The organism is Actinoplanes sp. ATCC 53533 (assembly GCF_003947245.1).
Map to the genome: position 1 here is coordinate 36435 of NZ_QHHV01000069.1, position 25687 is coordinate 62121.

27 protein-coding genes, 2 pseudogenes and 1 riboswitch are annotated in these 25687 nt (G+C 72.3%); of the genes and pseudogenes, 7 read left to right on the plus strand and 22 right to left on the minus strand.

Going from position 1 to position 25687, the window contains the following annotated elements:
* Nucleotides 1-356 precede the first annotated feature (356 nt).
* The 7 genes from DMB66_RS23360 to DMB66_RS23390 form a co-directional block, all read right to left on the minus strand.
* Nucleotides 357-1133, minus strand: a complete 777-nt coding sequence (locus DMB66_RS23360; RefSeq protein WP_125806260.1) for an RNA methyltransferase — start codon at nt 1131-1133, stop codon at nt 357-359.
* 73 nt (nt 1134-1206) lie between these two features.
* Nucleotides 1207-1599 (minus strand): 50S ribosomal protein L20, encoded by a 393-nt coding sequence (gene rplT / locus DMB66_RS23365; protein ID WP_125806261.1) that lies wholly within the window; start codon nt 1597-1599, stop codon nt 1207-1209.
* Nucleotides 1600-1638: 39 nt separating this feature from the next.
* Nucleotides 1639-1833 carry a 50S ribosomal protein L35 gene (gene rpmI / locus DMB66_RS23370; RefSeq protein WP_125806262.1) on the minus strand — a complete coding sequence of 65 codons (195 nt, stop codon included), beginning with the start codon at nt 1831-1833 and terminating at the stop codon, nt 1639-1641.
* Nucleotides 1834-1855: 22 nt separating this feature from the next.
* A complete protein-coding gene (infC, locus tag DMB66_RS23375) occupies nt 1856-2476 on the minus strand; it encodes a translation initiation factor IF-3 (protein ID WP_125806263.1) in 621 nt (206 codons plus the stop codon).
* A 336-nt stretch (nt 2477-2812) separates the two neighbouring features.
* Nucleotides 2813-3271 (minus strand): PH domain-containing protein, encoded by a 459-nt coding sequence (locus DMB66_RS23380; protein ID WP_370319024.1) that lies wholly within the window; start codon nt 3269-3271, stop codon nt 2813-2815.
* Between the two features lie 65 nt (nt 3272-3336).
* On the minus strand, nt 3337-4182 hold the full coding sequence (gene hisG / locus DMB66_RS23385) for an ATP phosphoribosyltransferase (protein ID WP_125806265.1): 846 nt from the start codon (nt 4180-4182) through the stop codon (nt 3337-3339).
* A 43-nt stretch (nt 4183-4225) separates the two neighbouring features.
* Nucleotides 4226-4489, minus strand: a complete 264-nt coding sequence (locus tag DMB66_RS23390) for a phosphoribosyl-ATP diphosphatase (protein WP_125806266.1) — start codon at nt 4487-4489, stop codon at nt 4226-4228.
* A gap of 78 nt (nt 4490-4567) precedes the next feature.
* On the opposite strand from DMB66_RS23390, the gene DMB66_RS23395 reads away from it, so the two are divergent.
* From DMB66_RS23395 to DMB66_RS23405, 3 genes are read left to right on the plus strand one after another with little or no spacing between them, the layout of a single operon-like run.
* Entirely contained in the window at nt 4568-5443 is an 876-nt protein-coding gene (locus DMB66_RS23395) for an ABC transporter substrate-binding protein (protein WP_125806267.1), read from the plus strand.
* Nucleotides 5440-6288 carry an amino acid ABC transporter permease gene (locus tag DMB66_RS23400; RefSeq protein ID WP_125806268.1) on the plus strand — a complete coding sequence of 283 codons (849 nt, stop codon included), beginning with the start codon at nt 5440-5442 and terminating at the stop codon, nt 6286-6288. The genes DMB66_RS23395 and DMB66_RS23400 overlap by 4 nt, the downstream gene beginning before the upstream one ends.
* 2 nt (nt 6289-6290) lie before the next feature.
* Nucleotides 6291-7031, plus strand: a complete 741-nt coding sequence (locus DMB66_RS23405) for an amino acid ABC transporter ATP-binding protein (RefSeq protein ID WP_125806269.1) — start codon at nt 6291-6293, stop codon at nt 7029-7031.
* Between the two features lie 37 nt (nt 7032-7068).
* Here DMB66_RS23405 and DMB66_RS23410 read toward each other — a convergent pair whose 3' ends face one another.
* Nucleotides 7069-8703, minus strand: a complete 1635-nt coding sequence (locus tag DMB66_RS23410; RefSeq protein ID WP_125806270.1) for a hypothetical protein — start codon at nt 8701-8703, stop codon at nt 7069-7071.
* Nucleotides 8704-8800: 97 nt separating this feature from the next.
* On the opposite strand from DMB66_RS23410, the gene DMB66_RS23415 reads away from it, so the two are divergent.
* Nucleotides 8801-9130, plus strand: a complete 330-nt coding sequence (locus DMB66_RS23415; RefSeq protein WP_125806271.1) for a DHCW motif cupin fold protein — start codon at nt 8801-8803, stop codon at nt 9128-9130.
* Here DMB66_RS23415 and DMB66_RS62685 read toward each other — a convergent pair.
* From DMB66_RS62685 to rpe, 8 genes and pseudogenes are all read right to left on the minus strand, one after another.
* Nucleotides 9127-9711, minus strand: a complete 585-nt coding sequence (locus tag DMB66_RS62685) for an MFS transporter (RefSeq protein ID WP_199752585.1) — start codon at nt 9709-9711, stop codon at nt 9127-9129. The genes DMB66_RS23415 and DMB66_RS62685 overlap by 4 nt on opposite strands.
* A gap of 112 nt (nt 9712-9823) precedes the next feature.
* Nucleotides 9824-10204 (minus strand): annotated as a pseudogene (locus DMB66_RS65995) (MFS transporter); the annotation flags it as partial.
* A gap of 170 nt (nt 10205-10374) precedes the next feature.
* Nucleotides 10375-10851, minus strand: coding sequence for a 6,7-dimethyl-8-ribityllumazine synthase (gene ribH / locus DMB66_RS23425; protein WP_125806272.1), 477 nt, complete (start codon nt 10849-10851; stop codon nt 10375-10377).
* 53 nt (nt 10852-10904) lie between these two features.
* On the minus strand, nt 10905-12110 hold the full coding sequence (locus DMB66_RS23430; protein WP_125806273.1) for a bifunctional 3,4-dihydroxy-2-butanone-4-phosphate synthase/GTP cyclohydrolase II: 1206 nt from the start codon (nt 12108-12110) through the stop codon (nt 10905-10907).
* Nucleotides 12107-12703, minus strand: a complete 597-nt coding sequence (locus DMB66_RS23435; protein ID WP_125806274.1) for a riboflavin synthase — start codon at nt 12701-12703, stop codon at nt 12107-12109. The genes DMB66_RS23430 and DMB66_RS23435 overlap by 4 nt, the downstream gene beginning before the upstream one ends.
* Nucleotides 12703-13758, minus strand: a complete 1056-nt coding sequence (ribD, locus tag DMB66_RS23440) for a bifunctional diaminohydroxyphosphoribosylaminopyrimidine deaminase/5-amino-6-(5-phosphoribosylamino)uracil reductase RibD (protein ID WP_125806275.1) — start codon at nt 13756-13758, stop codon at nt 12703-12705. The genes DMB66_RS23435 and ribD overlap by 1 nt, the downstream gene beginning before the upstream one ends.
* Before the next feature lie 133 nt (nt 13759-13891).
* Nucleotides 13892-14074, minus strand: a riboswitch (FMN riboswitch).
* Between the two features lie 61 nt (nt 14075-14135).
* A complete protein-coding gene (locus DMB66_RS23445) occupies nt 14136-15173 on the minus strand; it encodes a response regulator (protein WP_125806276.1) in 1038 nt (345 codons plus the stop codon).
* A complete protein-coding gene (rpe, locus tag DMB66_RS23450; protein WP_125806277.1) occupies nt 15170-15847 on the minus strand; it encodes a ribulose-phosphate 3-epimerase in 678 nt (225 codons plus the stop codon). Before rpe ends, DMB66_RS23445 begins: the two co-directional genes overlap by 4 nt.
* A 148-nt stretch (nt 15848-15995) precedes the next feature.
* On the opposite strand from rpe, the gene DMB66_RS23455 reads away from it, so the two are divergent.
* Entirely contained in the window at nt 15996-16862 is an 867-nt protein-coding gene (locus DMB66_RS23455; RefSeq protein ID WP_158647337.1) for a septum formation family protein, read from the plus strand.
* A 3-nt stretch (nt 16863-16865) separates the two neighbouring features.
* Here the strand turns inward: DMB66_RS23455 and DMB66_RS23460 are convergent, their stop codons facing one another.
* The 5 genes and pseudogenes from DMB66_RS23460 to def form a co-directional block, all read right to left on the minus strand.
* Nucleotides 16866-17504, minus strand: coding sequence for a sulfotransferase family protein (locus tag DMB66_RS23460; protein WP_125806279.1), 639 nt, complete (start codon nt 17502-17504; stop codon nt 16866-16868).
* Nucleotides 17505-17600: 96 nt separating this feature from the next.
* The gene (locus tag DMB66_RS23465) at nt 17601-19121 is read right to left on the minus strand and encodes an RsmB/NOP family class I SAM-dependent RNA methyltransferase (protein WP_125806280.1); all 1521 of its coding nucleotides are present in this window, start codon (nt 19119-19121) and stop codon (nt 17601-17603) included.
* Entirely contained in the window at nt 19118-19348 is a 231-nt protein-coding gene (locus DMB66_RS23470; protein ID WP_125806281.1) for a hypothetical protein, read from the minus strand. Before DMB66_RS23470 ends, DMB66_RS23465 begins: the two co-directional genes overlap by 4 nt.
* Nucleotides 19345-20272 (minus strand): annotated as a pseudogene (gene fmt, locus DMB66_RS23475) (methionyl-tRNA formyltransferase). Before fmt ends, DMB66_RS23470 begins: the two are co-directional and overlap by 4 nt.
* A 4-nt stretch (nt 20273-20276) precedes the next feature.
* Entirely contained in the window at nt 20277-20834 is a 558-nt protein-coding gene (def, locus tag DMB66_RS23480; RefSeq protein ID WP_125806282.1) for a peptide deformylase, read from the minus strand.
* Nucleotides 20835-20997: 163 nt separating this feature from the next.
* On the opposite strand from def, the gene DMB66_RS23485 reads away from it, so the two are divergent.
* Nucleotides 20998-22182, plus strand: a complete 1185-nt coding sequence (locus DMB66_RS23485; protein WP_125806283.1) for an esterase-like activity of phytase family protein — start codon at nt 20998-21000, stop codon at nt 22180-22182.
* Between the two features lie 57 nt (nt 22183-22239).
* Nucleotides 22240-22848: a LysE family translocator gene (locus tag DMB66_RS23490; RefSeq protein WP_125806284.1), complete on the plus strand. Its 609-nt coding sequence runs from the start codon at nt 22240-22242 to the stop codon at nt 22846-22848.
* Between the two features lie 441 nt (nt 22849-23289).
* On the opposite strand, the gene DMB66_RS23495 is transcribed toward DMB66_RS23490, so the two are convergent.
* A complete protein-coding gene (locus DMB66_RS23495; protein ID WP_370319032.1) occupies nt 23290-25596 on the minus strand; it encodes a primosomal protein N' in 2307 nt (768 codons plus the stop codon).
* Nucleotides 25597-25687 lie beyond the last annotated feature (91 nt).

The window sequence follows — 25687 nt, forward strand, 5'->3', positions numbered from 1 at the left end:
GGCAGTGTACGGAGGCGCGGCTGAGCCGCAGCCCGCCGGTCAGCGGGAGTCGCGCAGGAGTGTCAGACCCGGCGCCCGCGACCAGCGGGCTGGGTAAACATCATCGGGTGCACTCGGCGCATGGTGGCAGCATACCGCGAAGGACAACCTCGAATTCCCGGTCCCGGTCCGTCGTGGCCGCGCCCGGATCAAATTCCGGTCGTACGTGGTTGCATGGCGCCGACCGTCGCTCCCGCCGAGGTCGGGCGAGGGCGGCCTCGATCATCTCGTCTGGACTCACCGGCCGAACCTACGGCTGACCGCGCGCCGGCTCAACTCCGAGTTCCGCCCCGGCGGAGGACTACAGCGCTGACCGCTCAGCGCTGAGCGCGGGCGGATGCGTAGAGGCACACCGCCGCCGCGGCGGCGAGGTTGAGGCTTTCCGCGGCGCCGTAGATCGGCACTCGGACACGCTTGTCCGCCGCCTTGAGCAGGTCTTCCGGCAGGCCGTGCGCCTCCGAGCCGAACAGCCAGGCCGTCGGCCCGGTCAGCGAGCCGTCGTCGAGCAGTTCGTCGAGGTCGACGTCGCCGTAGCCGGTCGTGGCGAGGACCCGCAGTCCGAAGTCGCGCAGTTCGTCGACCACCCGCAGCGGGGAGCGGACCACGTCGACGTTGAAGAGGCTGCCGGCGGACGCCCGGACGCACTTGCCGTTGTAGGGGTCGACCGCGTCGCCCGCGAAGATCACCGCACCGGCGCCGGCCGCGTCGGCGGTGCGCAGCACCGTTCCCGCGTTGCCCGGGTCGCGGATCTCGGCGGCCACCGCCACCAGGCGCGGCCCCTTGGCGAGGGCCTCGGCCAGCGGCACGTGCACCTGCTCGCACACCGCCACCAGGCCCTGCGGCTGGACCGTCTCGGCCAGCGCCGCGATGCCGTCCTCGGTCACCGGGGACACCACGGGAGCCTGGGCGGCCAGGTCGGCGTGCCGCGACAGGGCCGCGTCCGTACCGAACAGCTCCAGGACGACCCCCGCGACCAGGGCGGATCGCACCGCCTGCGGGCCTTCCGCCAGGAAGCGGCCGGTCTGATCGCGGTCGCGGCGGCGCTGCAGGCGCCGGGCCGCGACAATCCGGGGGGTACGGGGTGAGAAGGTCACGTGTCCTCCGGGGTCGGAACAGCATCGGGGCGTCCCCCGGTGACCGGAAGACGCCCCGAAAAAGTGCTACGGATCAGGCAGCCTGGGCGGCGGCGCCGCCGGTGCCCTCGGCCGCCACGGCGGCCCGCGCGATCTCGACGATCGCCGCGAACGAGGCGGCGTCGTTGACGGCCATGTCGGCCAGGATCTTGCGGTCCACCTCGACGCCGGCCAGGCGCAGGCCCTGGATCAGGCGGTTGTAGGTCATGCCGTTGGCCCGCGCGCCCGCGTTGATGCGCGTGATCCACAGCTGGCGGAAGTCGCCCTTGCGGTCACGGCGGTCGCGGTACGCGTACTGCATCGAGTGCAGCACCTGCTCCTTGGCCTTGCGGTACAGCCGCGAGCGCTGTCCGCGGTAGCCGCTGGCGGTCTCCAGCAGCGTACGGCGCTTCTTCTGGGCGTTCACTGCCCGCTTGACGCGTGCCATTTCAGTACTCCTAACAGAGGAACGTGTGTGGCGCGCGCGTCAGCGGCCCAGCATCTTCTTGACTCGCTTGGTGTCGGCCTTGGCCACCGTGACCGTACCGGTCATCCGGCGGGTGACGTGCGAGGACTTGCCCTCGAGCAGGTGGCGCTTGCCGGCCAGCTCACGCACGATCTTGCCCTTACCGGTGACCTTCACCCGCTTGCCCATGCCGGTGTGGCTCTTCATCTTCGGCACTCGGAACGCCTCTTTCTGATAACTACTCTGCGGTTACGGCGCTGGTGTCGGCAGCAGCCTCGGCCGGTGGTGCCTCGGCCTCATCGCCTTCGCGCGGCTCCCGTGGCGGGCGCGCGTTGGCCGCGATGACGGCTGCCGCGGCGGCCTTGGTGGCCCGGTGCGGAGCCAGCACCATGATCATGTTTCGGCCGTCCTGCTTCGGACTGGCCTCGACGAAACCCAGCTCCGAGATCTCCTCGCTGAGCCTGCGCAGGAGCCGGAAACCCAGCTCGGGGCGGCTCTGCTCACGACCACGGAACATGATCGTGACCTTGACCTTGTCACCCGCCTTGAGGAACCGGACGACGTGACCCTTCTTGGTCTCGTAGTCGTGCGGGTCGATCTTCGGGCGGAGCTTCATTTCCTTGATGACGGTCTGCTGCTGGTTGCGCCGGGCTTCGCGCGCCTTGAGTGCACTCTCGTACTTGAACTTGCCGAAGTCCATGAGCTTGCACACCGGCGGGCGCGCCATCGGTGCCACCTCGACCAGATCCAGATCAACGTCCGCGGCCAGCTGCAGGGCGCGCTCCAGCGGGACGATGCCCACCTGCTCACCCTCGGGGCCGACGAGTCGGACTTCCCTCGACCGGATCTGCTCGTTAATGCGTGGTTCGACGCTGATGGGGCCTCCTCAGAACGATCTAGTGGATGTCCTTCCCCCTCGGTCTTGCGCCGCGGGGAAAGCGCACTGCCAATGTCGGTCGGCCCTCGCGCCCACTGGTGCAGGGCGCCGAGGAAAGCAGAAGGCCCCGGCACGAATGCCAGGGCCCGCTCGACCGGTCATCGGCGTCCATGAGGACGCACACCGACCCCGGGATATTCCCGGGGCGGTTGACCGGACCCAGCCACTTCTCCAGTGACTGGGTGGGAACCGGCGGGCTCCTCTTTCGCGCCCCTCAAGGCACAGGGGCGTGGTCGACTACCGGACGAGTCTACCAGCTCAGGAACCGGCTGCCGTATGGAGGGCGCGAAGTGCACGAACACCCTCCACGGCGTACTCCTTGTCGGCCGCTTGCAGCGCGTGCACCGACACGGTCTCGTCGTCGTGCAGCTCCAGGGTCGCCCACGGCGAGTTGCGGTCGAAGCGCACCGCCCGCACCGCCGTCCAGGGCAGGTCGTAGCCGCCGATCACGTTGCGGACCCGGACGCCGTCGGCGTCGGCCGTCGCGCGCGGGCGGGTGAACGCCAGGATGCCCAGCCCGATCAGGATGCCGAGGCCGATCATCGCGGTCTGGTCGCCGCGCTGATATTCGCCCATGTTCTCGCCGGTCGAGCCGTGCAGGCCGAAGCTGAGCGCGGTGAACAGGATGACCACGGCGGCGGCCGAGAAGCCGGCCACCCAGCGGATGCGCCGGGGCCGGAACACGACGGGCGCTTCTGTGGAACTCACGTCCACCACTGTGCCCCCGATCCGACCACCCCGCCACCGCCCTTGACCGGACTGAAGACCTCCCATCTGGCCCGTCACAGTCGGCAGTTGGAGATGTCGGTGACCAGGATGGCTCGCGCGCCGAGCTCGTAGAGCTCGTCCATGATCCGGTGCACGTCGGTGCGCCGGACCATCGCCTGCACGGCGACCCAGCCCTCACGGTGCAGCGGCGACACGGTCGGCGACTCGATGCCCGGAGTCAGCGCGGTGGCGTTCTCCAGCAGGTCGGCGCGGACGTCGTAGGCCAGCATCACGAAGCTGCGGGCCACCAGCACGCCCTGCAGCCGCCGGACGAGCTGGGCCGCCGGGCCGGATTCCCCGGCTGGACGGCGGCCGATCAAGATCGCGGAGCTGCGCAGGATCGGCTCGCCGAGGGTGACCAGGCCGGCCTGGCGCAGCGTCGTGCCGGTCTCGACCACGTCGGCGATCAGGTCGGCGACGCCGAGCCGGACCGCGTTCTCGACCGCGCCGTCCAGGCGGACCACCTCGGCCTTGAGCTCGTGCTCGTCCAGATACCGCTGGACGACACCCGGGTACGCCGTGGCGATGCGCCGGCCGCCGATCTCGTCGGCGGAGGCCAGCGCGCCGGCCGGGGCGGCCCAGCGGAACGTGGCCCCGCCGAAGCTCAGGTCCAGCACCTCGGTGGCGGGCACGCCGGAGTCGACGAGCAGGTCCCGGCCGGTGATACCGAGATCCAGGTCACCCGAGCCCACGTACGTGGCGATGTCGCGGGGACGCAGGTAGAAGAACTCGACATTGTTGGCCTCGTCACGGCAGACGAGGTCCTTGAGGTCGGTGCGCTGGCGGTAGCCGGCGTCGCGCAGCATCTGGGCGGCCGGAGCGGACAGGGTCCCTTTGTTCGGAATGGCGATGCGCAGCATCGACGTGCTCCTTCGATCGGTTTCGATTGAGGCGGAGGGCACGTCAGAGATGTCGGTACACGTCCTTGAGCTCGAGCCCGGTGGCGATCATCAGGACTTGTGCCTGGTAGAGCAGCTGAGAGATCTCCTCGGCGGCCCGCTCCGGCCCCTCGTGCTCGGCGGCCATCCAGGACTCGGCCGCCTCTTCGACGACCTTCTTCCCGATGAAGTGCACGCCCCGGTCCAGCGCCGCGACAGTGGAGGAACCCGGGGTCCGCTCCACCGCCTTCGCCTGCAACTCGGCGAACAACTCTTCGAACGTCTTCACGGGAGACGATTGTGGCAGCTCATCACGGGATGGCGACGGACGACCCCACCGGTTGGGACGTGGCTTAGGCTCGCGGGCATGGTCAGCAGAAACACCCTCGCCGCGCTGAGCAGCGCGGCCGTACTCCTCACCGCCATCGCCGGCTGCGCCCCGGCCGATGAGAACAGCCCCTCGGCCGGCGGGTCGGCCTCCGCCACCGGTCTCGCCTGCGCGCCCGGCGGGCTCGACACCCAGGCCCCCGGCAAGCTCACGATCGGCACCGACAACCCGGCGTACGAGCCGTGGTTCAGCGACAACAAGCCCGCCAACGGCAAGGGCTTCGAGTCGGCGGTCGCATACCAGGTCGCCGAGCGCCTCGGGTATCCGGCGGCGAACGTGGTCTGGACGAACGTGACGTTCAACAACGCCATCGCGCCCGGCCCGAAGACGTTCGACTTCGACATCAACCAGTTCTCGATCACGCCCGAGCGGCGCAAGGCCGTCGACTTCTCCTCGCCGTACTACCTGGTCCGGCAGACGGTCATCAGCACCAAGGGCTCGAAGATCGCCGGCGCCAAGACGATCGCCGAGTTCAAGGGCGCCAAGCTCGGTGCGCAGGTCGGCACCACCAGCTACCAGGCGATCACCGAGCTCATCAAGCCGGACGCCAAGGCCCTGGTCTTCAACAACAACGACGACGCCAAGGCCGCCCTGGAGAACGGGCAGGTCGACGGCATCGTGGTGGACCTGCCGACCGCCTTCTACATGACCGCGGCCGAGCTGGAGAACGGCGTGATCGTCGGCCAGCTGCCGCAGGTCGGCGTGCCGGAACAGTTCGGCCTGGTGCTCGACCTCGACTCCCCGCTGACCGGCTGCGTCTCCCAGGCCGTCGACCAGCTGCGCCAGGACGGCACCCTCGCGGTGCTGGCGAAGCAGTGGCTGGCCAGCACGGGCGGGGCCCCCGAGCTCTCGTGAGCATCGAGCTACATCCGACCTCCGAGATCCAGCGCGGGCGGATCGCCTACCGGCGACGGCAGACGATCCGGTCCGTGCTGCTCGCGGCGCTGTCCACCGCCGTCGTCGGCGCGCTGCTCGCGTTCGCGGTCACCGGCGCGCCCGGCTGGGACAGGGTCAAGCAGTCGTTCTTCAGCCCCGAGGTGGCCTGGCGCTACCTGCCGGAGATCCTCGACGGCCTCTGGCTCAACGTCCGGCTGCTGGTCGTCTGCGCGACGCTGGCGCTCGCGCTCGGGCTGCTGATCGCCACCCTGCGCACGCTGCGCGGGCCGGTCTTCTTCCCGGTACGGGCGCTGGCGACCGGATACACCTACACGTTCCGTGGCCTGCCGCTGATCATCGTCATCTACCTGATGGCCTTCGGCATCCCGGGCCTGCGGTTGCAGGGCACCCCGGGGGTGCTGGTGCTGGGCGGGGCCGCGCTGGTCGTGACGTACGGCGCGTACCTGGCCGAGGTGTTCCGGGCCGGCATCGAATCCGTGCATCCCAGCCAGCTCGCCGCGGCCCGGTCGCTCGGGCTGACCTACCGGCAGACGATGCGGCACGTGGTGCTGCCGCAGGCGATCCGCCGGGTGGCGCCGCCGCTGCTCAACGACACGGTGGCGCTGCAGAAGGACGTGGGGCTGGTCTCGCTGGCCGGCCCGATCGACGCCGTACGCGCCGCCCAGATCGGCGTCGCGCAGGATGCCAACTACACGCCGTACATCGTGGCGGGCGTGCTGTTCGTGCTGCTCGCGCTGCCGCTGATCGGCGTCACCGACTGGGTCACGCTGCGCGCGGCCCGCCGTCAGTCTGCGGGGTCCTGACCGTGCTGTTGTCCTGCGAGAACGTCCGCAAGACGTTCGGCGCCAACGTGGTGCTCGACGACCTGTCGCTGGAGGTGGACGAGCATCAGGTGGTGGCGCTGATCGGCGCCTCCGGCTCGGGCAAGTCCACGCTGCTGCGCTGCGTCAACCTGCTCACCGGCATCGACGACGGCACCATCCGGCTCGACGGCGAGGACATCACCGACCCGCGGGTGGACCCGGACGTGGTGCGGCAGCGGATCGGCATGGTGTTCCAGTCGTACAACCTGTTTCCGCACATGACGGTGCTGCGCAACATCACGCTGGCCCCCGAACGGGTGCACAAGCGGGCGGCCGCCGAGATCAAGGACCAGGCGCTGGAGTGGCTGGGCCGGGTCGGGCTGGCCGACAAGGCGGACAGCTACCCGGACCGGCTCTCCGGCGGCCAGCAGCAGCGCGTCGCCATCGTCCGGGCCCTGGTCAACAGCCCCCGGCTGCTGCTGCTCGACGAGGTCACCTCGGCGCTGGACCCGGAACTGGTCGGCGAGGTGCTGACCATGATCCGCGGCCTGAAGGACGAGGGCATGACCATGGTGCTGGCCACCCACGAGATGGGCTTCGCCCGGCAGGTGGCCGACCGGGTGGTCTTCCTGGACGGCGGCCGGGTGCTGGAGGCCGGGCCGCCCGAGCAGGTGCTCGGCGCCCCCACCGAGCCACGCACCAGGCAGTTCCTGGCCCGCATCATCGAGGCGGGCCGGCTCTGACCGTGCCGCCCGGCGCCCCGTAGGCGCACGCCCCAGGTCACCAATCGCGCCAGTTGTCGCACATGTCGTTGGCCGCGGTCGGCGGGATGCCGGCGCGCCCGGCGAGGTCCACGAAGGCCTCGCAGGCCTCCTCGCGCCGCAAGGTGTCGATCATCTCGTGCTTCGCGTCGATCGCGTTCAGCCGGGTGATCATGGTGTGCAGGACGCCGATCGCCTGCTCCCGTCGCTCCGGGCCGCCGACCGGCAGCTCGGCGATCGCCCGCAGCGCGTCCGCATAGGCCTCGCAGGCGGCCGCTCCCCCGCGGGCGTCGTCGTCGACCCAGTCGCGCAGCGGATTGTCGAGGTTGGCGGCCAGCCAGATGTCGGTCTTGGCACCGCGCACCACCAGCCTCGTGCCGGTCCTCCGATACCGGCTACGGAGCCCGGTGGCCACCGACCGCCGGACCCCGTCGATCTCCAGCCGGGTGAGTGCCGGGAGGTCCGGTAGCGTGCCGACCCCCAGCGCGTAGGCGTCGTTGATCGTGAGAACGGTCAGCCGGCCGTGCCCGGCGAGCGTGTCGGCGCCGACCAGCCGGCCCGGTGGCTTCCGGAAGTGGACTGTCAGCTGCTCCAGCTCCGCCAAGGGCGCCAGGGACGCGACCGAGGCGGTGCCCGCGGCGAGCACCCGGACCTCCCGGACGGCCTCCAGCCCGTCGGGGATCAGCGGCACGGGCTCGGCATCGGTCACGGCCAACCGCAACGACAGCCACCGTCCGGCCGCGTCCGCGGCCACCGTGCACGAGCCCGGTCCAGGCGTCCCCGGCTCCAGGCCGAGGCCGTCGTATCCGGCAGGCCTCCCCGACTCCAAGCCGACACCCTCACATCCGGCAGGCCTCCCCGACTCCAAGCCGACACCCTCACATCCGGCGGGTGTCCCTGGCTCCAGGCCGAGGCCGTCGCATCCGGGCGGCAGGCGCAGCTGGACCGGCAGGCGGCCGCGGATCGTCAGGTCGGTCAGGCCGGTGCCGCTCAGGTCGACGCTGCCCGGCGGATCGGTCCAGGTCAGCCGGGTGATGATGGGACGAGCGGCCAGCGCCGCGGTGAGCCCGCGATCAGCACCGCGCCACGTCACCGCAGTGCACCGGGCCAGTCGGTCGAGGGCGGACCAGCCCGGGTCGCCGGTCGCCGGCAGCGGGATCGTGCCGTCGCTGAGATCGAGCGCCGTGGTGCGGCGGGGGTCCAGGGTGACCGTCCCGGCGCCGAAGTCGAGATCGACATGGCTCGGACCGCTGAGCACCGCCCGGTATGCGGCACGCACCGCGGGGTCCAGCCGGTCCCACCGGCGCTGCCCGATCACGTCACGGGCGAGCACCGCCCAGGACGAGTATGAATTCGGCCTCTCCCGGACCGGGCCCGGCACCGGCACGCGGCCGATCCAGTCGAACGACGGCGGCACCTCCTCGGTGGCCCGGACGGTGTGGTGCGCCCTGCGGCCGGTGAAGAGGTGGTGATCCAGCCGGAGCGGCTGTGCCTGCGCCAACTCGGCGACCGTTGGCGGGTGGGCCGATTGCCAGTCGAGCGCACACACGCTCACCCGACCGTCGTCGGCCGACGTCACGAGGCAGGCGGCGGAAGAGCCGTCCGGCAGGGGCAGCACGGCGACGTCGCCGGCGGAAAGGGCGCGCGCGTCCATGAAGCGAAGGTATCGACAGGGTATGACGGCGCCCGCCGGACCGAAGCGGGAAGCGGTTACGGTGGGCCGCCGATGATCATCCGAGGACGGGACACCGATGCAGCTCACCGATCCGCCGTTCGGCGTCACCGATTGGGCGGACGTCGCCGCCACCGAGCATCCCGGGGTGACCGGCACCGCGACCTGGCGCACCCGGGGCTTCGGGGAGCTGCGGGTGCGGATGGTCGACTACAGCCCCGGCTACCTGGCCGACCACTGGTGCACCAAGGGGCACGTGCTGCTCTGCCTGGACGGCGAGCTGGACACCGAGCTGGCCGACGGCCGCCGCTTCCGGCTCACCCCCGGCCAGAGTTACCAGGTGGCCGACGACGCCGAGCCGCACCGGTCGTCCACCCGGACCGGCGCGCGGCTGTTCATCGTCGACTAACTGACCGCGACGGCCCGGACCGGTCGCAGTGCGCCGGCGGCCACGGCGACCAGCAGCGCCAGCAGCACCGGGATGACCAGCGCCGCCGGCAGACCGACCGCCTCGGCCGCGCCGCCGATCAGCACCGGTCCGGCGAAGAAGCCGAGCCAGCCGATGCTCGCGACCCGCGCGATGGCCTGGGCGGGCCGTCCCGGGTTGCGGTGACCGGCGGCCGAGAACACCTGCGGGGCGACGCAGGACAGCCCGGCGCCGAGGCAGCCGAAGCCGATCACGCCCGCCACGGGATGCGACACCAGCAGCGCCGTGCCGAGCCCACCGGCGGCGAGCAGGCCGCAGCCGCGGACCAGCCGCACGGCGCCGAAGCGGGCGGCCAGCCGGTCGCCGGTCAGCCGGCCGGCCGTCATCGCGATGAAGAACGCCGCGAACGCCGCAGCCGCGAAGCCCTCCGTGCTGAGCAGGTTGTCCCGCAGATAGACGGTGCTCCAGTCGGCCGCCGCCCCCTCGCCGACGAGGGCGCACAGGGCGAGGGTGCCGAGCAGGAGCACCCCGGACACGCCCGGCCCGACCCGTATCGGTCGCACCGCCGCTCGTGGCCGCCGGCCCGTCCGGCGCCGGCACCGCTCCGGACCAGCGGCGCGACCACCAGGCGAGCGCGGCTCCCAGCGCGGCCACCATGGCGAAGGTGCCCAGCGGGCCGGCACCCGCCGCCGCGGCCAGGCCGCCGAGAACCGCGCCGAGAAACCCGCCGATGCTGTAGACCGCATGGAACGACGACATGATCGGCCGCTCGGCCGCGTGCTCGATCTCCACCCCGCGGGCGTTCATCGCGATGTTCAGGATCCCGTGGACCACGCCGAAGACGAACAGGGCCGCCGTCAGCGCCGCCAGCGATCCGGCCAAGGCGACCGGCAGCAGGAAAAAACCGTCGACCAGCGCCGCCGGGATCATGATCCGCCGGCTGCCGTACCGGTCGACCAGCCGGCCGGAGAGCTGCATGCCAGTCACCGCGCCGAGGGCGAGCCCGACCAGGGCGATGCTGAGCCGCCCGTCGCTGAGGCCCAGCTGCTCCTTCACCGCCGGGATGCGCGCCGTCCAGGTGCCGATGAGCGCGCCGTAGAGGAGGAAGAGCAACCCGGCCGCGATCCGGGCACGGCGCAACGAGTCGGGCAACGCTTCCCCCTGACGGCCGAGCCTGAGGGATCCAAGCTAACCGATCATCGACGGAGCGTCAGCCCGGTCGTCCCTCAGCTCTTGCCGAGGTCGCGGATGGCGATGACCGCGTCCAGCACCGCGACCGTGGCCTGCCAGCCCTTGTCCTCGATCGAGTCCTCCAGGCCGGCCCGGTCCTTGGCCTGGCCGAGGCTCTCCACGGTCAGCACGCCGTGCGCGACCGGGGTCTGCTCGTCGAGCGACACCCGGGTCAGCCCGGCCGTCACCGCGTCGTTGACGTAGTTGAAGTGCGCGGTCTCGCCGCGGATCACCACCCCCAGCGCCACCACCGCGTCGCAGCGCTTGGCCAGCGCCTGCGCGACGATGGGCAGCTCGACCGAGCCGGCCACCCGGGCCACGATCACGTCGTCCACGCCGCACGCCTTGGCCGCCGCCTGCGCCCGCTCGACCATGTGGTCGACCAGGTCGGCGTGCCAGCGTGAGCCGACGATGCCGAGCTTGAGCCCGGCGGCGTCGACGGTGCCCAGGTGCGGATCCCCGAAACCGGCCATGTTGCCCCCTCTTTGCCTCAGTTAACTACCGGTCGCCATGGCGGCGCCGGGGTTTAGCCCAGCGCCTCGAAGAGGTGGCCCATCCTGTCCCGCTTGGTCCGCAGATACCGCACGTTCTCCGGGTGCGGCCGCACGGGCAACTCCTCGCGCCCGCTGATGGTCAGGCCGTAGCCCTCCAGCCCGGCGCGCTTGGCGGGATTGTTGGTCAGCAGCCGCATCGAACGCACGCCCAGGTCGTAGAGGATCTGCGCGCCGGTGCCGTAGTCGCGGGCGTCGGCGGGCAGGCCCAGCTCCAGATTCGCGTCCACGGTGTCGAGACCTCGGTCCTGCAACTGGTATGCCTGCAGCTTGTGCAGCAGGCCGATGCCGCGCCCCTCGTGCCCACGCATGTAGAGCACGACCCCGCGCCCGGCCTCGGCGACCCGGTCGAGGGCGGCGTCCAGCTGCGGCCCGCAGTCGCAGCGCACCGAGCCGAAGACATCCCCGGTCAGGCACTCGGAGTGCACCCGGACCAGCACGTCCTCGCCGTCGCCGAGCTCGCCGAAGACCAGCGCGACGTGCTCGGCCCCGGCCACGTCGGTGCGGTAGCCCACGGCGGTGAAGTCGCCGTGCTCGGTCGGCAGCCGGGTCTCGACGACCCGCTCGATCTGGCTCTCGTGCCGGCGCCGGTAGGCGATGAGGTCGGCGATGCTGATCAGCGCCAGGTCGTGCTCGGCCGCGAACTTCTCCAGGTCGGGCATCCGCATCATGGTGCCGTCGTCGTTGATCATCTCGCAGAGCACGCCGGCGGGGCGCAGGCCGGCGAGCACGGCCAGGTCGATCGCGGCCTCGGTGTGGCCCGGCCGGCGCAGCACGCCGCCGGCCTTGGCCCGCAGCGGCACGACGTGGCCGGGCCGGGACAGGTCGGTGGGCTGGGTCTCGGCGGAGCCCAGCAGCCGGATGGTGTGCGCGCGGTCGGCGGCCGAGATGCCGGTGCCGATGCCCTCCCGGGCGTCGACGGTCACCGCGTACGCGGTCCCGCGCCGGTCCTGGTTGGTGTGGAACATCGGTGGCAGGTCGAGCCGGTCGGCCTCGGCCTCGGTCAGCGGGACGCAGATGTAGCCGGAGGTGTAGCGGACCATGAACGCGAGCAACTCCGGCGTGGCGAGCTCGGCCGCGAAGATCAGGTCGCCCTCGTTCTCGCGGTCCTCGTCGTCCACCACGATCACCGGACGCCCGGCCGCGATGTCCTTGATCGCCCGCTCGATGTCGGTAGTCATGACCTCTCCCCCAGCATCTTCTCGACGTACTTGGCGATGACGTCGACCTCGAGGTTGACCGGGTCGCCGACGGACTTGGCGCCCAGGACCGTGAGCTTGAGCGTCGTCGGGATCAGGCCGACGTCGAAGGTGTCGGCGGTGACGGCCATGACGGTGAGCGAGACCCCGTCCACGGTGATCGAGCCCTTCTCGACCACGTAGCGGGACAGCTCCGGCGGGAGCGAGAAGCGCAGCACCTCCCACTCGTCGGCCGGCTCGCGGGCGACGACCCGGCCGACGCCGTCGACGTGGCCCTGCACGAGGTGCCCGCCGAGCCGGGAGCCGACCGTCGCGGCCCGTTCCAGGTTGACCTGGCTGCCCGGCGCCAGCACGCCGAGCGACGAGCGCCGCAGGCTCTCGCCCATCACGTCGGCGGTGAAGACGCCGTCGACGTTGTCGATGACGGTCAGGCAGACGCCGTTGACCGAGATCGAGTCGCCGTGCCGCGCGTCGGTGGTGACGACGGGCCCGCGCACGGCGATGACCGCCGAGTCGCCCCCGGCGTCGGTGAGATACACGACCTCACCCAGTTCCTCGACGATTCCCGTGAACATCAGGCCTCCTTGGCTCGGAGCGACGCGGTGAAACGCAGGTCGGGTCCGACCCGCGCGATGTCGGTGAGATCCAGCTCGATGGCCTCGGCGATGGTGGTGACGCCCGCGCCGACCAGGGAAGGCTGGCCGGCGCCGAGCATCTTCGGCGCGATGTAGCCGACGACCTTGTCGATCAGGCCCGCCGCGAGGAAGCCGCCGGCCAGGGTGGGACCGCCCTCCAGGAGCACGGCCCGCACGCCGCGGGCGTACAACTCGCCGAGCAGAGCGGTCAGGTCGACGTGGCCGTCGGGGCCGGCCCCGACCTCGGCCGCCGTCGCGATCCAGGTGGGTGCGGCCTGGTCGCGGATGCGGGCGGTGGCGGGGGTACGCCCGGAGGAGTCCACCACGACCCGCCAGGGCTGCTTGATCGCGAGGCTGCCGTCACGCAGGTCACGGACGGTGAGCTGGGGGTCGTCGGCGATGATCGTGCCGACCCCGGCGACGATCGCGTCGACCGTGCTGCGCAGCTTGTGCACGTCGCTGCGGGAGGGCGCGGAGGTGATCCACTGGCTGGTGCCGTCCGCGGCGGCGGAACGCCCGTCCAGGGTGGCCGCGTACTTCCAGGTCACGTACGGCCGGCTGCGGCGCACGGCGGTCAGCCAGGCGACGTTGCCGTCCTCGGCCTCGGCCCGGCCTGTGCCGGTCTCGATCCGCACCCCGGCGTCGCGCAGCGTCGCCGCTCCCCCGGCCGCGACCGGCGTCGGGTCGTCGACGGCGATGACCACCCGGACGATGCCGGCGTTGATCAGCGCCTGGGCGCAGGGGCCGGTGCGGCCGGTGTGGTTGCAGGGCTCCAGGGTGACCACGGCGGTGCCGCCGCGGGCGCGCTCGCCGGCCTGGGCCAGGGCGACGATCTCGGCGTGCGGCCCGCCCGCGTACGCGTGGAAGCCCTCGCCGACGACCTCGCCCGCCGCGCTGAGCAGCACGCAGCCGACCACCGGGTTGGGGCTGGTGGTGCCGAGCCCCCGGGCGGCGAGCGCGATCGCGCGGCCCATCGCCTCGTCGTCGGTGACCATCTGCGTTCCCTCTTTCGGCGCGGTGCGGTCACGCGCTGAAAGAAGAGGGAGAAAAGGGTGCGCAACAGGACATGAGGGGACGCTTCGCGCCGCCCTGGAAAGAGCACGCCGCAACGAGCCCTCATCCTGCTCCGCGCGCTGTCTCCCATCCGGACTGTCTGAACGATCGGCACGAATGCCGTCCGCTCAACCGTCGGCTCTGGAGTCTCACCAGATCCACCGTCCGCCTTGGTGAGGCGTCCGGGTCGCGGGCTCAGCCCTGCCGGAGCAGGGCATTACCGCCGGTTCGGAATTTCACCGAATCCCGCCAGCGCGTGGTGGGTCACCCATGAGTCTTGCACGCGAATCGCGGGTTGCCACCTACCTGGCGATCCACATCACAGACCCACGCCGGACGACGGGTCCTCCGGGTCCTCCGAATCCGCGCGGCGGCGGTCGATCGCCACGAACGAGCCCGGCTGGCTCTTGGCGACCTTCTTCATCTCCGAGGCCACGGCGACCACCACCCGGGCGTCCTCGAAGCGGCGGCCCTCGGCGGTGGCCTGCGCGACCCCGATCGAGAGCGTCACCAGGGCGGCGCGCTGCTTGTTTCCGCGCCGGTCGGGCACCTCGATGTAGCCGCGCTGCGCGTCCTCGGGGTCGTAGAGCTGGTCGGCAACGGACTCGAAGTCGGTCACCGTGCGCTTGGTCAGCGGCAGGACCTGCTCGGGCATGCAGATGAAGACGAAGTCGTCGCCGCCGATGTGGCCCAGGAAGACCGGCGGGCGCCCGGTGGAGGCGACCGCGCGGTGCAGGCTGCCGGCCAGGGCGGTGATGAACTCGTCGCCGCGGTCGAAGCCGTACACGTCGTTGACGCTCTTGAACCGGTCGATGTCGATGTAGCCGACCGCGAAGTCCTTGCCGGTCTTCATCCGGTCCACGATCTCGCGGCGCACCCGGGCGTTGCCGGGCAGCCCGGTCAGCGGGGAGACCTCGCGGAACTCCTTGTTGCGCCGCAGCGTCGAGGAGACCCGGGCGATCAGCTCCGCGGTGTCGAACGGCTTGACCAGGTAGTCGTCGACGCCGGCGGTGAGGCCGACCACCTTGTCGACGGTCATCCCCTTGGCGGTCAGCATGATCACCGGCAGCGCCGAGGTGAGCGGCTCGGCGCGCAGCCGGCGGGTCAGCTCGACGCCGTTCATGTTCGGCATCATCCAGTCGACCACCGCCAGGTCGGGGCGGCGGCTCTCCATCACCTCGAGGGCGTGCTGGCCGTCGCGGGCCCGCATCACCTCGAAGCCGTGCACCTTGAGGTTGAACGCCACGAAGCTGGCGATGTCCTCGTCGTCGTCGACCACCAGGATGAGGTCGGGCCGGTCCTCCGGCTCGGCGGCGGTGGATTCCACCTTGCCGCGCACCACTCCGGCGCTGCTCATGCGTGCACCGTCGAGCGTTGCGCCAGGGCGCGCAGCCTGCGGCAGGCCTCGGCGGGGTCCTCGGCGCCGTACACCGCGGTGCCCGCGACGAACGCGTCGGCACCCGCCGCGGCGGCCTGCTCGATGGTGTCGTCCGCGATGCCGCCGTCGACCTCCAGGCGTACCTCAAGGTTTTTGGCCTTGATCCGGCGGCGCACGTCGCGCACCTTCTCCAGCATCTCGGGCATGAACTTCTGCCCGCCGAAACCCGCCTTGATGGTCATGATCAGCACCGTGTCCACATAGGGCAGGAGCTCCAGGTACGGCTCGACCGGCGTGTCCCGGTCGATGGCCAGGCCGGCCTTGGCGCCCGCCGCCCGCAGCGTCTTGGCCAGGGCCACCGGGTTTTCGCAGGCCTCCGCGTGGAAGGTCACGTTGTAGGCACCCGCCTCGGCATATCCGGGCGCCCAGCGCTCCGGATCCGTGATCATCAGATGCACGTCGAACGGGATGGCGGTCGCCTTGCGCAGGCTCTGCACGACCGGCAGTCCGATGGTCAGATTCGGGACGAAATGGTTGTCCATGACGTCCACGTGCACCCAGTCCGCGGCTCCCTCGATGTCGTGCACGGCGGCGGCGAGGTGCGCGAAGTCCGCGGCCAGGATGCTGGGGGCGATGATCGGCGATGACTCCACCGCTGAAGTGTATGGCCTGTTTGCCCCCGCCCGGGATACTCATGAAGCGCGGCGTTCAGTCCTGTCAAGGGCGGCGGCGGGGTGGTCGGACGGGCCTCGTCCGGTCGAGGGCGGCGGCAGGGTGGTCTTACGGGTCCGGGGGGCTGAGATGCGGGGCACGGCGGTTCTGCTGGCGGTGCTGCTCGCCGCCGGCTGCTCCGGTGCGCCGCCGTCCGGCACCGACGGCGACCTGATCGACGATTGGGCGCTGCCCTCGTCACCCGCGCCGTTCCGGCCCGTCGCCGGCCAGTGCCACGAGGCGCTGACGGCGATCGCGCCGCTGGCCGACTACCGGCCCGTGGAGTGCGCTGAGCTGCACGTCTCCGAGACATACCACGTCGGCACCGCGGCCGACGCCGACGTGGTGCCGGCCGCCGGCAGCGCCGGGGCCAAGGCCGCCTTCCGGGAATGCTCGGAGCGGGCGGCCGACTACCTCGGCGGGTCGTGGCGCACCGCCCGGGTCGCGGTGCAGGTGGTGTGGCCGACCAAGGCCGGCTGGTCCGGCGGCGCGCGCTGGTTCCGCTGCGACGTCACGACCGCCGACCTCGACGGGCAGAGCCGGACCAGCCGGACCGGCAGCCTGGCCGGGGAGCTGGCCGGTGCGTCGCCGCTGAAGCTGGGCTGCTTCAGCCCCACGGTCGACGGCGAGACGGTGACGACGATGCGGCCGGTGGCCTGCGACCAGCCGCACCGGGCCGAGTTCGCCGGCCTGTGGCGGGCCCCGGAGATCACCTACGCGGCGCTGGAGTCCGGCACCGAGCGCAGCGCGGCCGGCTGCCGCACCGTGATCGCGGAGTTCGCGAAGCTGCCGGACGACTCGGACATGCAGTACCGCACAGGCTGGATCTCCTACAACCCGACGCGCACCGAGTGGCTCTCCGGCGAGCGCCGGGTGCGCTGCTTCGTGTATTTCGCCAAGCGGACCTTCGCCCGCTCCCTGAAGGACGCGGGCACCTCCGTGCTGCCGGTGGACTGAGCGCTACAGCTTGCCGGCCTCGTGCCGCTCCTGGACGCGCGCCAGGAAGGAGGCGCTGTCGTTGGTCCGCGGGAACGGCGCCTCCGGCACCGGGACACCCAGGAAGTCACAGAGCGGCTGCCAGCCCTGCGCCACCTCGAACACGAGCAGCCGGTCCGCCGGGAGCTCCCGGCGGACGGCCTCGTTGTGCTCGGTGAAGACCCGCACGGCGTGCTCGCGGTCGGCGAACCGGCCGCCGAAGGTGCCGTCCCAGACGATCGACCGGAGCGCGCCGAGCCCGGCCACCACGGAGTCGTCCGTGCTGTCGGGCGCGTTCGACGCGGCCTGGAAGATCGTGCTGTGGGCGCTGTCGTACCACCGCTGCGGGTCCCGGACGGTCAGCACGACCTTGGCCGCCGGGTGGCGCGCGGTCAGCTCGCGCCAGAAGTACGTGCCCGGCCAGTCCGTCGTGGAGCGATACCCCTCGAACGCCTTTTCCAGGCTCGCGAGGTCGCCCTCGGCGGCCCGGTGGAACAGGGTCGCCCGGTCCGGGTCGTCCAGCAGCGGCACCATGTGCAGGCACGGCCCCAGGCCGAGCATGTCGAGTGCGATCTTCAGGCTGAGTGTGCCCGTCCGTCCGAATCCTGCCCCGATGACATCCATGTCCTTCTTTATACCGGACCATGTCGGCCGAGAAAGTGAACAAGGACTTCACGCCCGCTCGCGCCCGCGTCATGCCGTCCGGGAGATCGACCGCCGCTAGCTGGTCCGGCGCAGCACCGCCAGGAACATCGCGTCGGTGCCGTGCCGGTGCGGCCACAGCTGCACCGTCGGTCCGGGGCCCAGCTTCGGCATGCCCGCGGGCAGCAGCGGCCGCGCGTCCACGAAGTCGACCTCCACACCGCTGCGGCGGGCGCCCTCGCTGACGGTCACCTGGGTCTCCACCATGTGCGGCGAGCAGGTCACATAGGCCACGACCCCGCCGGGACGCACGGCCCGTAGCGCGGCCACGAGCAGCTCACGCTGCAGCCGGGTCAGCGGCGGCAGATCGGCCGGGGTGCGCCGCCAGCGCGACTCCGGGCGCCGGCGCAGCGAGCCCAGCCCGGTGCACGGTGCATCCACCAGCACCCGGTCGAAGCCCTCCTCCGGCAGGTCGGGGTCGCGTCCGACCGTACGGCCGTCGGTCGGCAGCACCGTGACCGGCAGCCCGCCCGTGGCCTGCTCGACCAGCCGGGCCCGGTGGTCGGCGACCTCGACGGCGGTGACCTCGGCGCCGCGCAGCGCGGCGATCGAGCCGAGCAGCCCGGCCTTGCCGCCCGGACCCGCGCACAGGTCGAGCCAGCGGTTGTCCTGGCCCTCGATCGGCGCGGCCAGCAGCGCGGCGGCCACCAGCTGCGAGCCCTCGTCCTGCACGTGGGCGCGGCCGTCCCGGATGGCGGCGAGGTCGCCGGGCGAACCGCCGTTGAGATAGACCGCGTACGGCGAGAACGCGCCGGGCACGCCCTCGACCTCGTCGGCCAGCTCGACCGCGTCGGCCCGGCCGGGTCGCGCGCACAGGTGCACGGCCGGCGGCTGGTTGTCCTCGATCAGCAGCCGGGCGGTGTCCTCCAGGTCGCCGCCGAGGGCCTCGGCGAACGACCGGATGATCCACTCGGGATGGTTGTGCACCACCGACAGGTTGCCGACGGGATTCTCGGCGTAGTCGGGCGCGAGCTTGGTCAGCCAGTCGTCCAGGCTGGTCTCCGAGATGCCGCGCATGACCGCGTTGGCGAAGCCGTGCGCGGCGGGCGCGACGGCGCGGACCAGGTCGACGGTCTGATTCACCGCGGCGTGCGCGGGCACCCGGGTGAACAGGAGCTGGTAGGCGCCGAGGCGCAGCGCGTCCCGGGCCGGCGGGTCGATGCGGGCAACCTCCCGGCCGGACGCGTCCGCGATGATCAGATCCAGGGTGCCCAGGGCGCGCAGGGTGCCGTAGGTCAGCTCGGTCGCGAACGCGGCGTCGCGGCCGGACAGGCGCATCTCCCGCAGGATCTGCCCCAGCACCAGGTTCGCGTAGGCGTCGTCGCGGTGCACGGCGGCGATGGCCTCGTACGCTGCCTGCCGGGCCGGGTCGGACGGCGGGCGACCCGCTCGCGGAGCCCGCCCGGAACGGCTGTCGCGGCTGGAATCCCGGCCCTGTCCGGGGCCGCCGGGGCGGCGCGGGCCGGCGTTGTGCGGCCGATCGGCGCTGTGCCGGCGCTGCTCGCCACGCGGCTGATCGGCTTTGCTCTCGTCCGTCATGCTGTGCCCGTCTTCCGCGTGCTTTCCTGGCCGTCGCGGTCACGGACCGCCACAGGTAGGCGTGGCTCGGTGCCGTCGCGGTCGCGGTCGCGGACCGCTACAGGTAGGCGTGGCTCGGTGCCGTCGCCGTCGCGGTCGCGGACCGCCACAGGTAGGCGTGCCTCGGTGCCGTCGCCGTCGCGGTCGCGGACCGCCACAGGTAGGCGTGGTTCGGTGCAGTTGATCATGCGAGGGTCTCCCCCGGGTTGAGGCGCAGGCCACGCGCCCAGTCGGAGGCCGCCATCGGCTTTTTTTCCGGCGGCGCGGACCTCGCCGAGGATCACCGGCGTGGTCGCCGTGCCCACCAGCACCTGGGTGCGCTCGACGAGCAGCTCCCCGGGGGCCAGGGCGGCGCCGTTGGCGATCGGGCGGACCCGGCCGAGCTTGAGCCGCTCGTCGCGCAGGGTCGTCCAGGCGCCGGGCGCCGGGGTGCAGGCGCGGATGCGCCGGTCGACGGCGAACGCCGGGTCGCCCCAGCGGACCCGCGCGTCGTCGACAGTGATCTTGGGAGCCATCGACACGCCGTCGGCGGGCTGCGGCTGCGCCCGGGCGGTGCCCGCCTCGATCGCGTCCAGGACGGCGACCAGCAGGCCGGCACCTTCGGTGGCCAGCCGGGTGAGCAGGTCACCCGAGGTGTCCACGGACCGGATCCGCTCGGTCAGCGTGCCGTAGACCGGCCCGGTGTCCATCCCGGCCTCGAGCTCGAACACGCTGGCGCCGGTGACCTCGTCGCCGTGCAGCACGGCGTGCTGCACGGGCGCCGCGCCACGCCACGCCGGCAGCAGCGAGAAGTGCAGGTTGACCCAGCCGTGCTTGGGGATCTCCAGGGCGCTCGGCGGCACCAGCGCGCCGTAGGCGACCACGGGCACGCACTCCGGGGCGAGCTCCCGCAGCCGCTGCAGGAACTCCGGCTCGCGGGGGCGCTGCGGGGTGAGCACCTCGATGCCGCGCTCGTCGGCCCAGGCGCCGGCCGGGGATCGCACCAGGCGGCGGCCACGCCCGGCGGGGGCGTCGGGGCGGGTGACGACGGCGACGATCTCGTGCGAGGACGCGGCCAGGGCATCGAGCGAGGGCAGGGTCACCTCGGGGGTGCCGGCGAAGATCAGGCGCATCGGGTCACCGCCCCAGGCCGAAGATGCCGCGCTCGTGCGGGCTCGTCCTGACCGTCGGCGGTGCGCCGGCGTCGTACCACTCGGCGGCACGGATCTGCTTCATCGCGTCCTTACGTGCGGCGGCGTCCAGCCGGTCCAGGAAGAGCACCCCGTCGAGGTGGTCGGTCTCGTGCTGCACGCAGCGGGCCATCAGGCCGGTGCCGACCAGTTGCAGCGGGTCGCCGTGCTCGCTGAAGCCCTGGGCGACGACGTGCTGGCGGCGCTTGGTGTCGACGTACACGCCGGGGATCGACAGGCAGCCCTCCGGGCCTTCCTGCTCCTCGGCGTCGGGGAACGACAGCACCGGGTTGACGATGTGGCCGACCACCTCGTCGACGTGGAACGTGAACACCCGCAGGCCCACCCCGAGCTGGGGCGCGGCCAATCCGGCGCCGCCCTCGTCCTGCATCGTCTCGGTGAGGTCCCGGACGAGCCGGCGCAGTTCCTTGTCGAAGTCGACCACGGCGTCGGCCGGCGTACGCAACACCGGGTCGCCGAACAGACGGATGGGCTGGACGGTCACGCGGGTGCCACTCCTGACTGCTCACAGAAATTGCCGTGCACCCCTAGTCTACGGAGCCCGGCCGGACGCCCGGCGCCGCCCATCCGCGCAGCGTGAGCCGGGGCCCTCCGACTTCATGTCCGCGTCGATCACGGTTCACGCGGGTTCACTACCGTCCGCCCTCATGCGACGAAATGCATCCCGTACGGCCGGCGTCGGCCTGCTCGTTCTGGCGCTCGGCTTCGTGGCCGCGCCCTCAGCGGCCCAGTCCGCCGCCGTTCCTACGCTGACTGGCTTCGCCTCCCTGCCGGCCCTGACGTTCGTGCCGGGCAGCGAGCCCGCCGGGGCGGCGCTGGGCACCGCGCCGGTGAACGGCATCGCGGCGCCCTGGGCCGACCAGCCGGTCCAGGGCTTCTCCGGGGTGCTGCCGAACGGCGACGGCACCTACGACGTGCTCTCCGACAACGGCTTCGGCACCAAGGCCAACAGCGCCGACTTCCTGCTGCGCATCCAGAAGATCGGCCCGGTGCCGGCGACGGGCCGGGTCGATGTGCTGGGCGGCATCAACCTGACCGACCCCGCCGCCAAGGTCCCGTTCCCGCTGGTCCGGGCGGACCGGGTGCTGACCGGAGCCGACTTCGACGTCGAGTCGATCGTGCGCGACCGCGACGGCTCGCTGTGGATCGGCGACGAGTTCGGGCCGTGGCTGCTGCACTTCGACCGCGGCGGCCGGCTGCTGACCGCGCCGATCCCGCTGCCGGAGGTACGCGCGCCGGAGAACCCGGCCGGCAACCCGAACCTGGGCAGCAGCAAGGGCTTCGAGGGCATGGCGCACTCCCCCGACGGCCGCTACCTGTACCCGCTGCTGGAGGGCACGGTCGCCGGCGACCAGCCCGGTGACCTGCGCTTCAACGAATTCGACCGCGAGCGCGGCGGCTACACCGGCAAGCGCTGGACGTACCGCCTGGAATCGCCGTCGCACGCGATCGGCGACGCGATCCCGGTCGACGCGAACCGCTTCCTGGTGATCGAGCGCGACGGCGCCCAGGGCGACGCCGCCGCCGTGAAGCGGATCTACCTGGCCGACCGCCGCGACCGCGACCACGACGGCACGATGGACAAGACCCTGGTGGTGGACCTGCTGAAGATCGCCAACCCGCGCGGCGTAGGAGGCTTCGGCAAGGTCTTCCGCTTCCCGTTCCAGACGATCGAGGACGTGGCCCTGCTGGACGGCCATACGCTGGCGGTGCTCAACGACAACAACTTCCCGGGCTCGGCGGGCCGCACGCCCGGCGTGGCCGACAACAACGAGTTCATCACGGTGAAGCTGCCGTCGTCGCTGCACCCGGATCCGCGCGTCCTGCCCTGAGCCACCCTGGCGGCAGGGCGGGCTGCGACGCCCTGCCGCCGGAGTTACGGTCGGCGGATGACGTGGTCGACGTACGGCTCGTTCCTGATCTTCGCGGTCGTGCTCGTGCTGGTGCCCGGCCCGGACTTCGCGGTGATCACCAAGAACACCCTGGCCGGAGGCCGCCGCCGAGGGTCGTGGAGCGCGGCCGGGGTGGCCAGCTCGAACGCGGTACAGGGCCTCGCGGCGGCGGCCGGCCTCGGTGCGCTCGTCACCCGCGCCCAGCCGGTGTTCCAGGCGATCAAGTGGGCGGGCATCGGCTACCTGGCGTACCTCGGCGTGCAGGCACTGCGGTCGGCGCTGGCCGGCCGCTACGCCGAGGCCGACTCGGCCGCCGGTCCGGGGGCGGGGTGGCGGCAGGGTTTCCTGTCCAACATCACCAACCCCAAGGTTCTGGTCTTCTACCTGGCGGTGCTGCCCCAGTTCCTGGGCCCGGACGCGCCGCTGAGCGCGCTGCTGGTGCTGGCACTGAGCCACGCGGTGCTGTCGCTGCTGTATCTGCTGGTGGTGGTCACGGGCCTGACCCGGGCCCGCCGGCTGCTGGCCCGGCGCAACGTCCGGCGCACGCTCGACGCGGCCACCGGGACGGCACTACTCGGCTTCAGCGCCAAGCTGGCCACGGAATGATCTCCCGACCCAGCGAGCGTTTGATCCCGTTAAATCGTCTTTATCCGAAAGGAATTGGCCGCTTCGGTAGATCTTGGAGACCTGCGGTGTGCTCGAAGTCCCGGCTCATCAAGGTCGCGCCGAGTTGGGGGGATGAGTGATCTGGGAGGTTAGGTGCCAGATTATGGGACGGAATGGTCACCCAGTGGTACACAACCCCGATATCTGGAACAGGGTCCGCGCGCTGGACGTGGTGCCCGCGTGATGGACCGCCGCCTAGCCTCGTGGGGAAACGGTCCGACGACTCGCCTTCATGGGCGCTGTCACGAGGATCGGTCGCTGACAGCACGGGGATCGGTCGCTGACGGCATGGGGATCGGTTGCTGACAGCACACACCGGACACTCAGAGCAGTCCCCGCGGCCCAGAGCAGTCCCCGCGGCCCAGAGCAGTCGCCGCAGGCTCAGAGCAGCTCGGCCGGGTCCACCTGGATGCGGATCGGGTGGGGTGACTTCTTCACGCTGCGTACCGCCGCCGCCTCGTGCAGGGCTCGGGCCAGCGCCGCCGCGCGGCCGCGGGACACGCGCAGCAGCATGCGTTCCTGGTCGTCCGCGGCCGGGACCGGACCGAGGAGATCCACGTCCTCGGGCAGCCGGGCCGCGGCGAGGAACTCGGCCACCGCTTCGGCCTTGCCGGTCACGCTCGCCATCCGGGCCGCGGGTGGGAAGCCCAGCTCGCGGCGTTCGGCGAGCTCGCGGGCCGCGAACCAGCCCGGGTCCCACCGCAGCAACGCCTGCACCGGCGCCAGCGAGCCGTCGGCGACGACGACCACCCGGCCGCCGGCTGGGCCGGGCCGGGCGAGGGCAGCGGCCGACAGCCAGCGGCGCATCGTCTCCTCGGCGGCCCGCAGATCCGCGCGGGACAGCAGCGCCCACGTGTCGAGCAACAGCACCGCCCCGTAGCCACCCTCGGCGACGGGCTCGGCGCCCGGCGTGGCCACCACGACCGCGGCCTCGGCCGGCACGGTGTCGAGGATCTCGTCCCGGCCCGAGGTGCGCACCGGATATCCCGGGAACGCCCGGCCGAGCTCCTCGGCGGTGCGCCGGGCGCCGGTCACCGAGGCCCGCAGCCGCCGCCCGCCGCAGGCCGGGCACGCGTAGTCGGCCGCGGCCCGCCCACACCAGTGACAGGCCGGCACGTCCCGCGAACCGGCGAGCCCGAGCGGCCCGGAGCAGTGCGGGCACCGGGCGGGAGTGCGGCACTCGGCGCACGCGGTGGACGGCAGATAGCCCCGGCGTGGCACCTGGACCAGCACCGGCGTCCCGGCCTGCAACGCGCCCCGGGCCGCCTGCCAGGCCAGGCTGGGCAGGCGTGCGGTGACCGCGCCGGGGTCGCGGGCGAGCTGCGGATCGTCTCCGGTCGGTGCGATGGCCGGGCTGCGGGCCCGCAGCGTGTCCCGGCTCGCCACGATCTCCTTGGCCCACCCGGTCTCCAGCAGGAGCTGGGCCTCACCCGTGCGCGCGAAGCCCCCGACGAGCGCGGCGCACCCGGCGAGCTGCGCACGGGTCAGCAGCACATCCCGGGCGTGCGGATAGGGCGCTCGCGGCTCGGCGTGCAGGTCGTCCCCGTCGTCCCAGATGACCACCAGGCCAAGGTCGGCGACGGGCGCGAACATCGCCGCGCGCGTCCCCACGACGACCGGCACCCGATGCCGGCTGGCGGCGAGAAACCGGCGGTATCGCTCGGCCGGCCCGGCGGCGGCGTTGAGCGCCACGTGGCGCCCGGCCCCGAGCGCTCTGGTCAGGGCCTTGTCGAGTCGTTCCAGATCCCGCGCGTCCGCGACGACGATGACGACACCCCGGCCGCCCCGCACGGTGGCCTCGGCGGCCTCGGCGATCCGCGCCGGCCAGTCCTCCCCGGGCAGGGCGGCCCAGACGGCTCGGGCGGGCTTGCCCAGCTCCAGGGCGTGCAGATAGGCGGCGCCCGCCGGATATATCCCCCACCCGTGGACAGGCGCCCCGGCGGAGGGGTCAGGGGCGTCGGGCCCGGTGGCGGCAGTCGCACCCGGCTCGGCTGAAACGGCGGTCCGCGCCGGGCCAGCCGAATCGCTCGCCGGCGGCGACACCCCACCGCCGCCCGGCTGTGCACCAGACTCAACGGACAAATCGGCATCCAACGCGTGGGCACCCGACCCACCAACCAACCGCTCGCCGGACTCAAGCGACGATCCAGCGCTCACCGAATCAGCTGCCAACGGCGACACCCCACCGCCCACCGACCCCACGCCAGACCCAACCGACGAACCACCATTCACCGGCGGCGGGCCGGTGGCAGTCGCGGCCTCGGCGGCCCCGACCGGCGCCGCGGCATCGGGAGCCGGTGTGGCCTGTGCCTCGACGCGGGCGTGGCGGGGTGGCACGGCCAAGCGCAGAACGTCGGAGAGATTGCCGGCGTAACGGTCGGCGACCGCGCGGGCCAGGCGGGCCACTTCCGGGTCCAGGATGCGCTCCGGGGAGACCACTTTGTCCAGATAGGCCAGTTTGCCGGCGTGCGGGCTGGACTCCGCGCGCTCCAGCAGGAAGCCGTTGACCAGCTGGCCGGCGAAGCGGACCTTGACCCGGACGCCCGGCTGCGCGGCCTCGTCGTCGGTGGCCGAGACCAGGTAGTCGAACGGGCGGTCCAGATGCGCCAGCGGCACCTCGACGCTCACCCGGGCGACCGGGAGCCGGGCTGCCGGCTCGCGGTCGGGTTTCGATTTTGCCGCCCTCACCCGCACATTCTGGCGCCCGGGTATGACATCTTCGGCGGGAAAGAGCACGGGTGCCCCGACCGAAGTCGGGGCACCCGTTCCCGGCGAAACC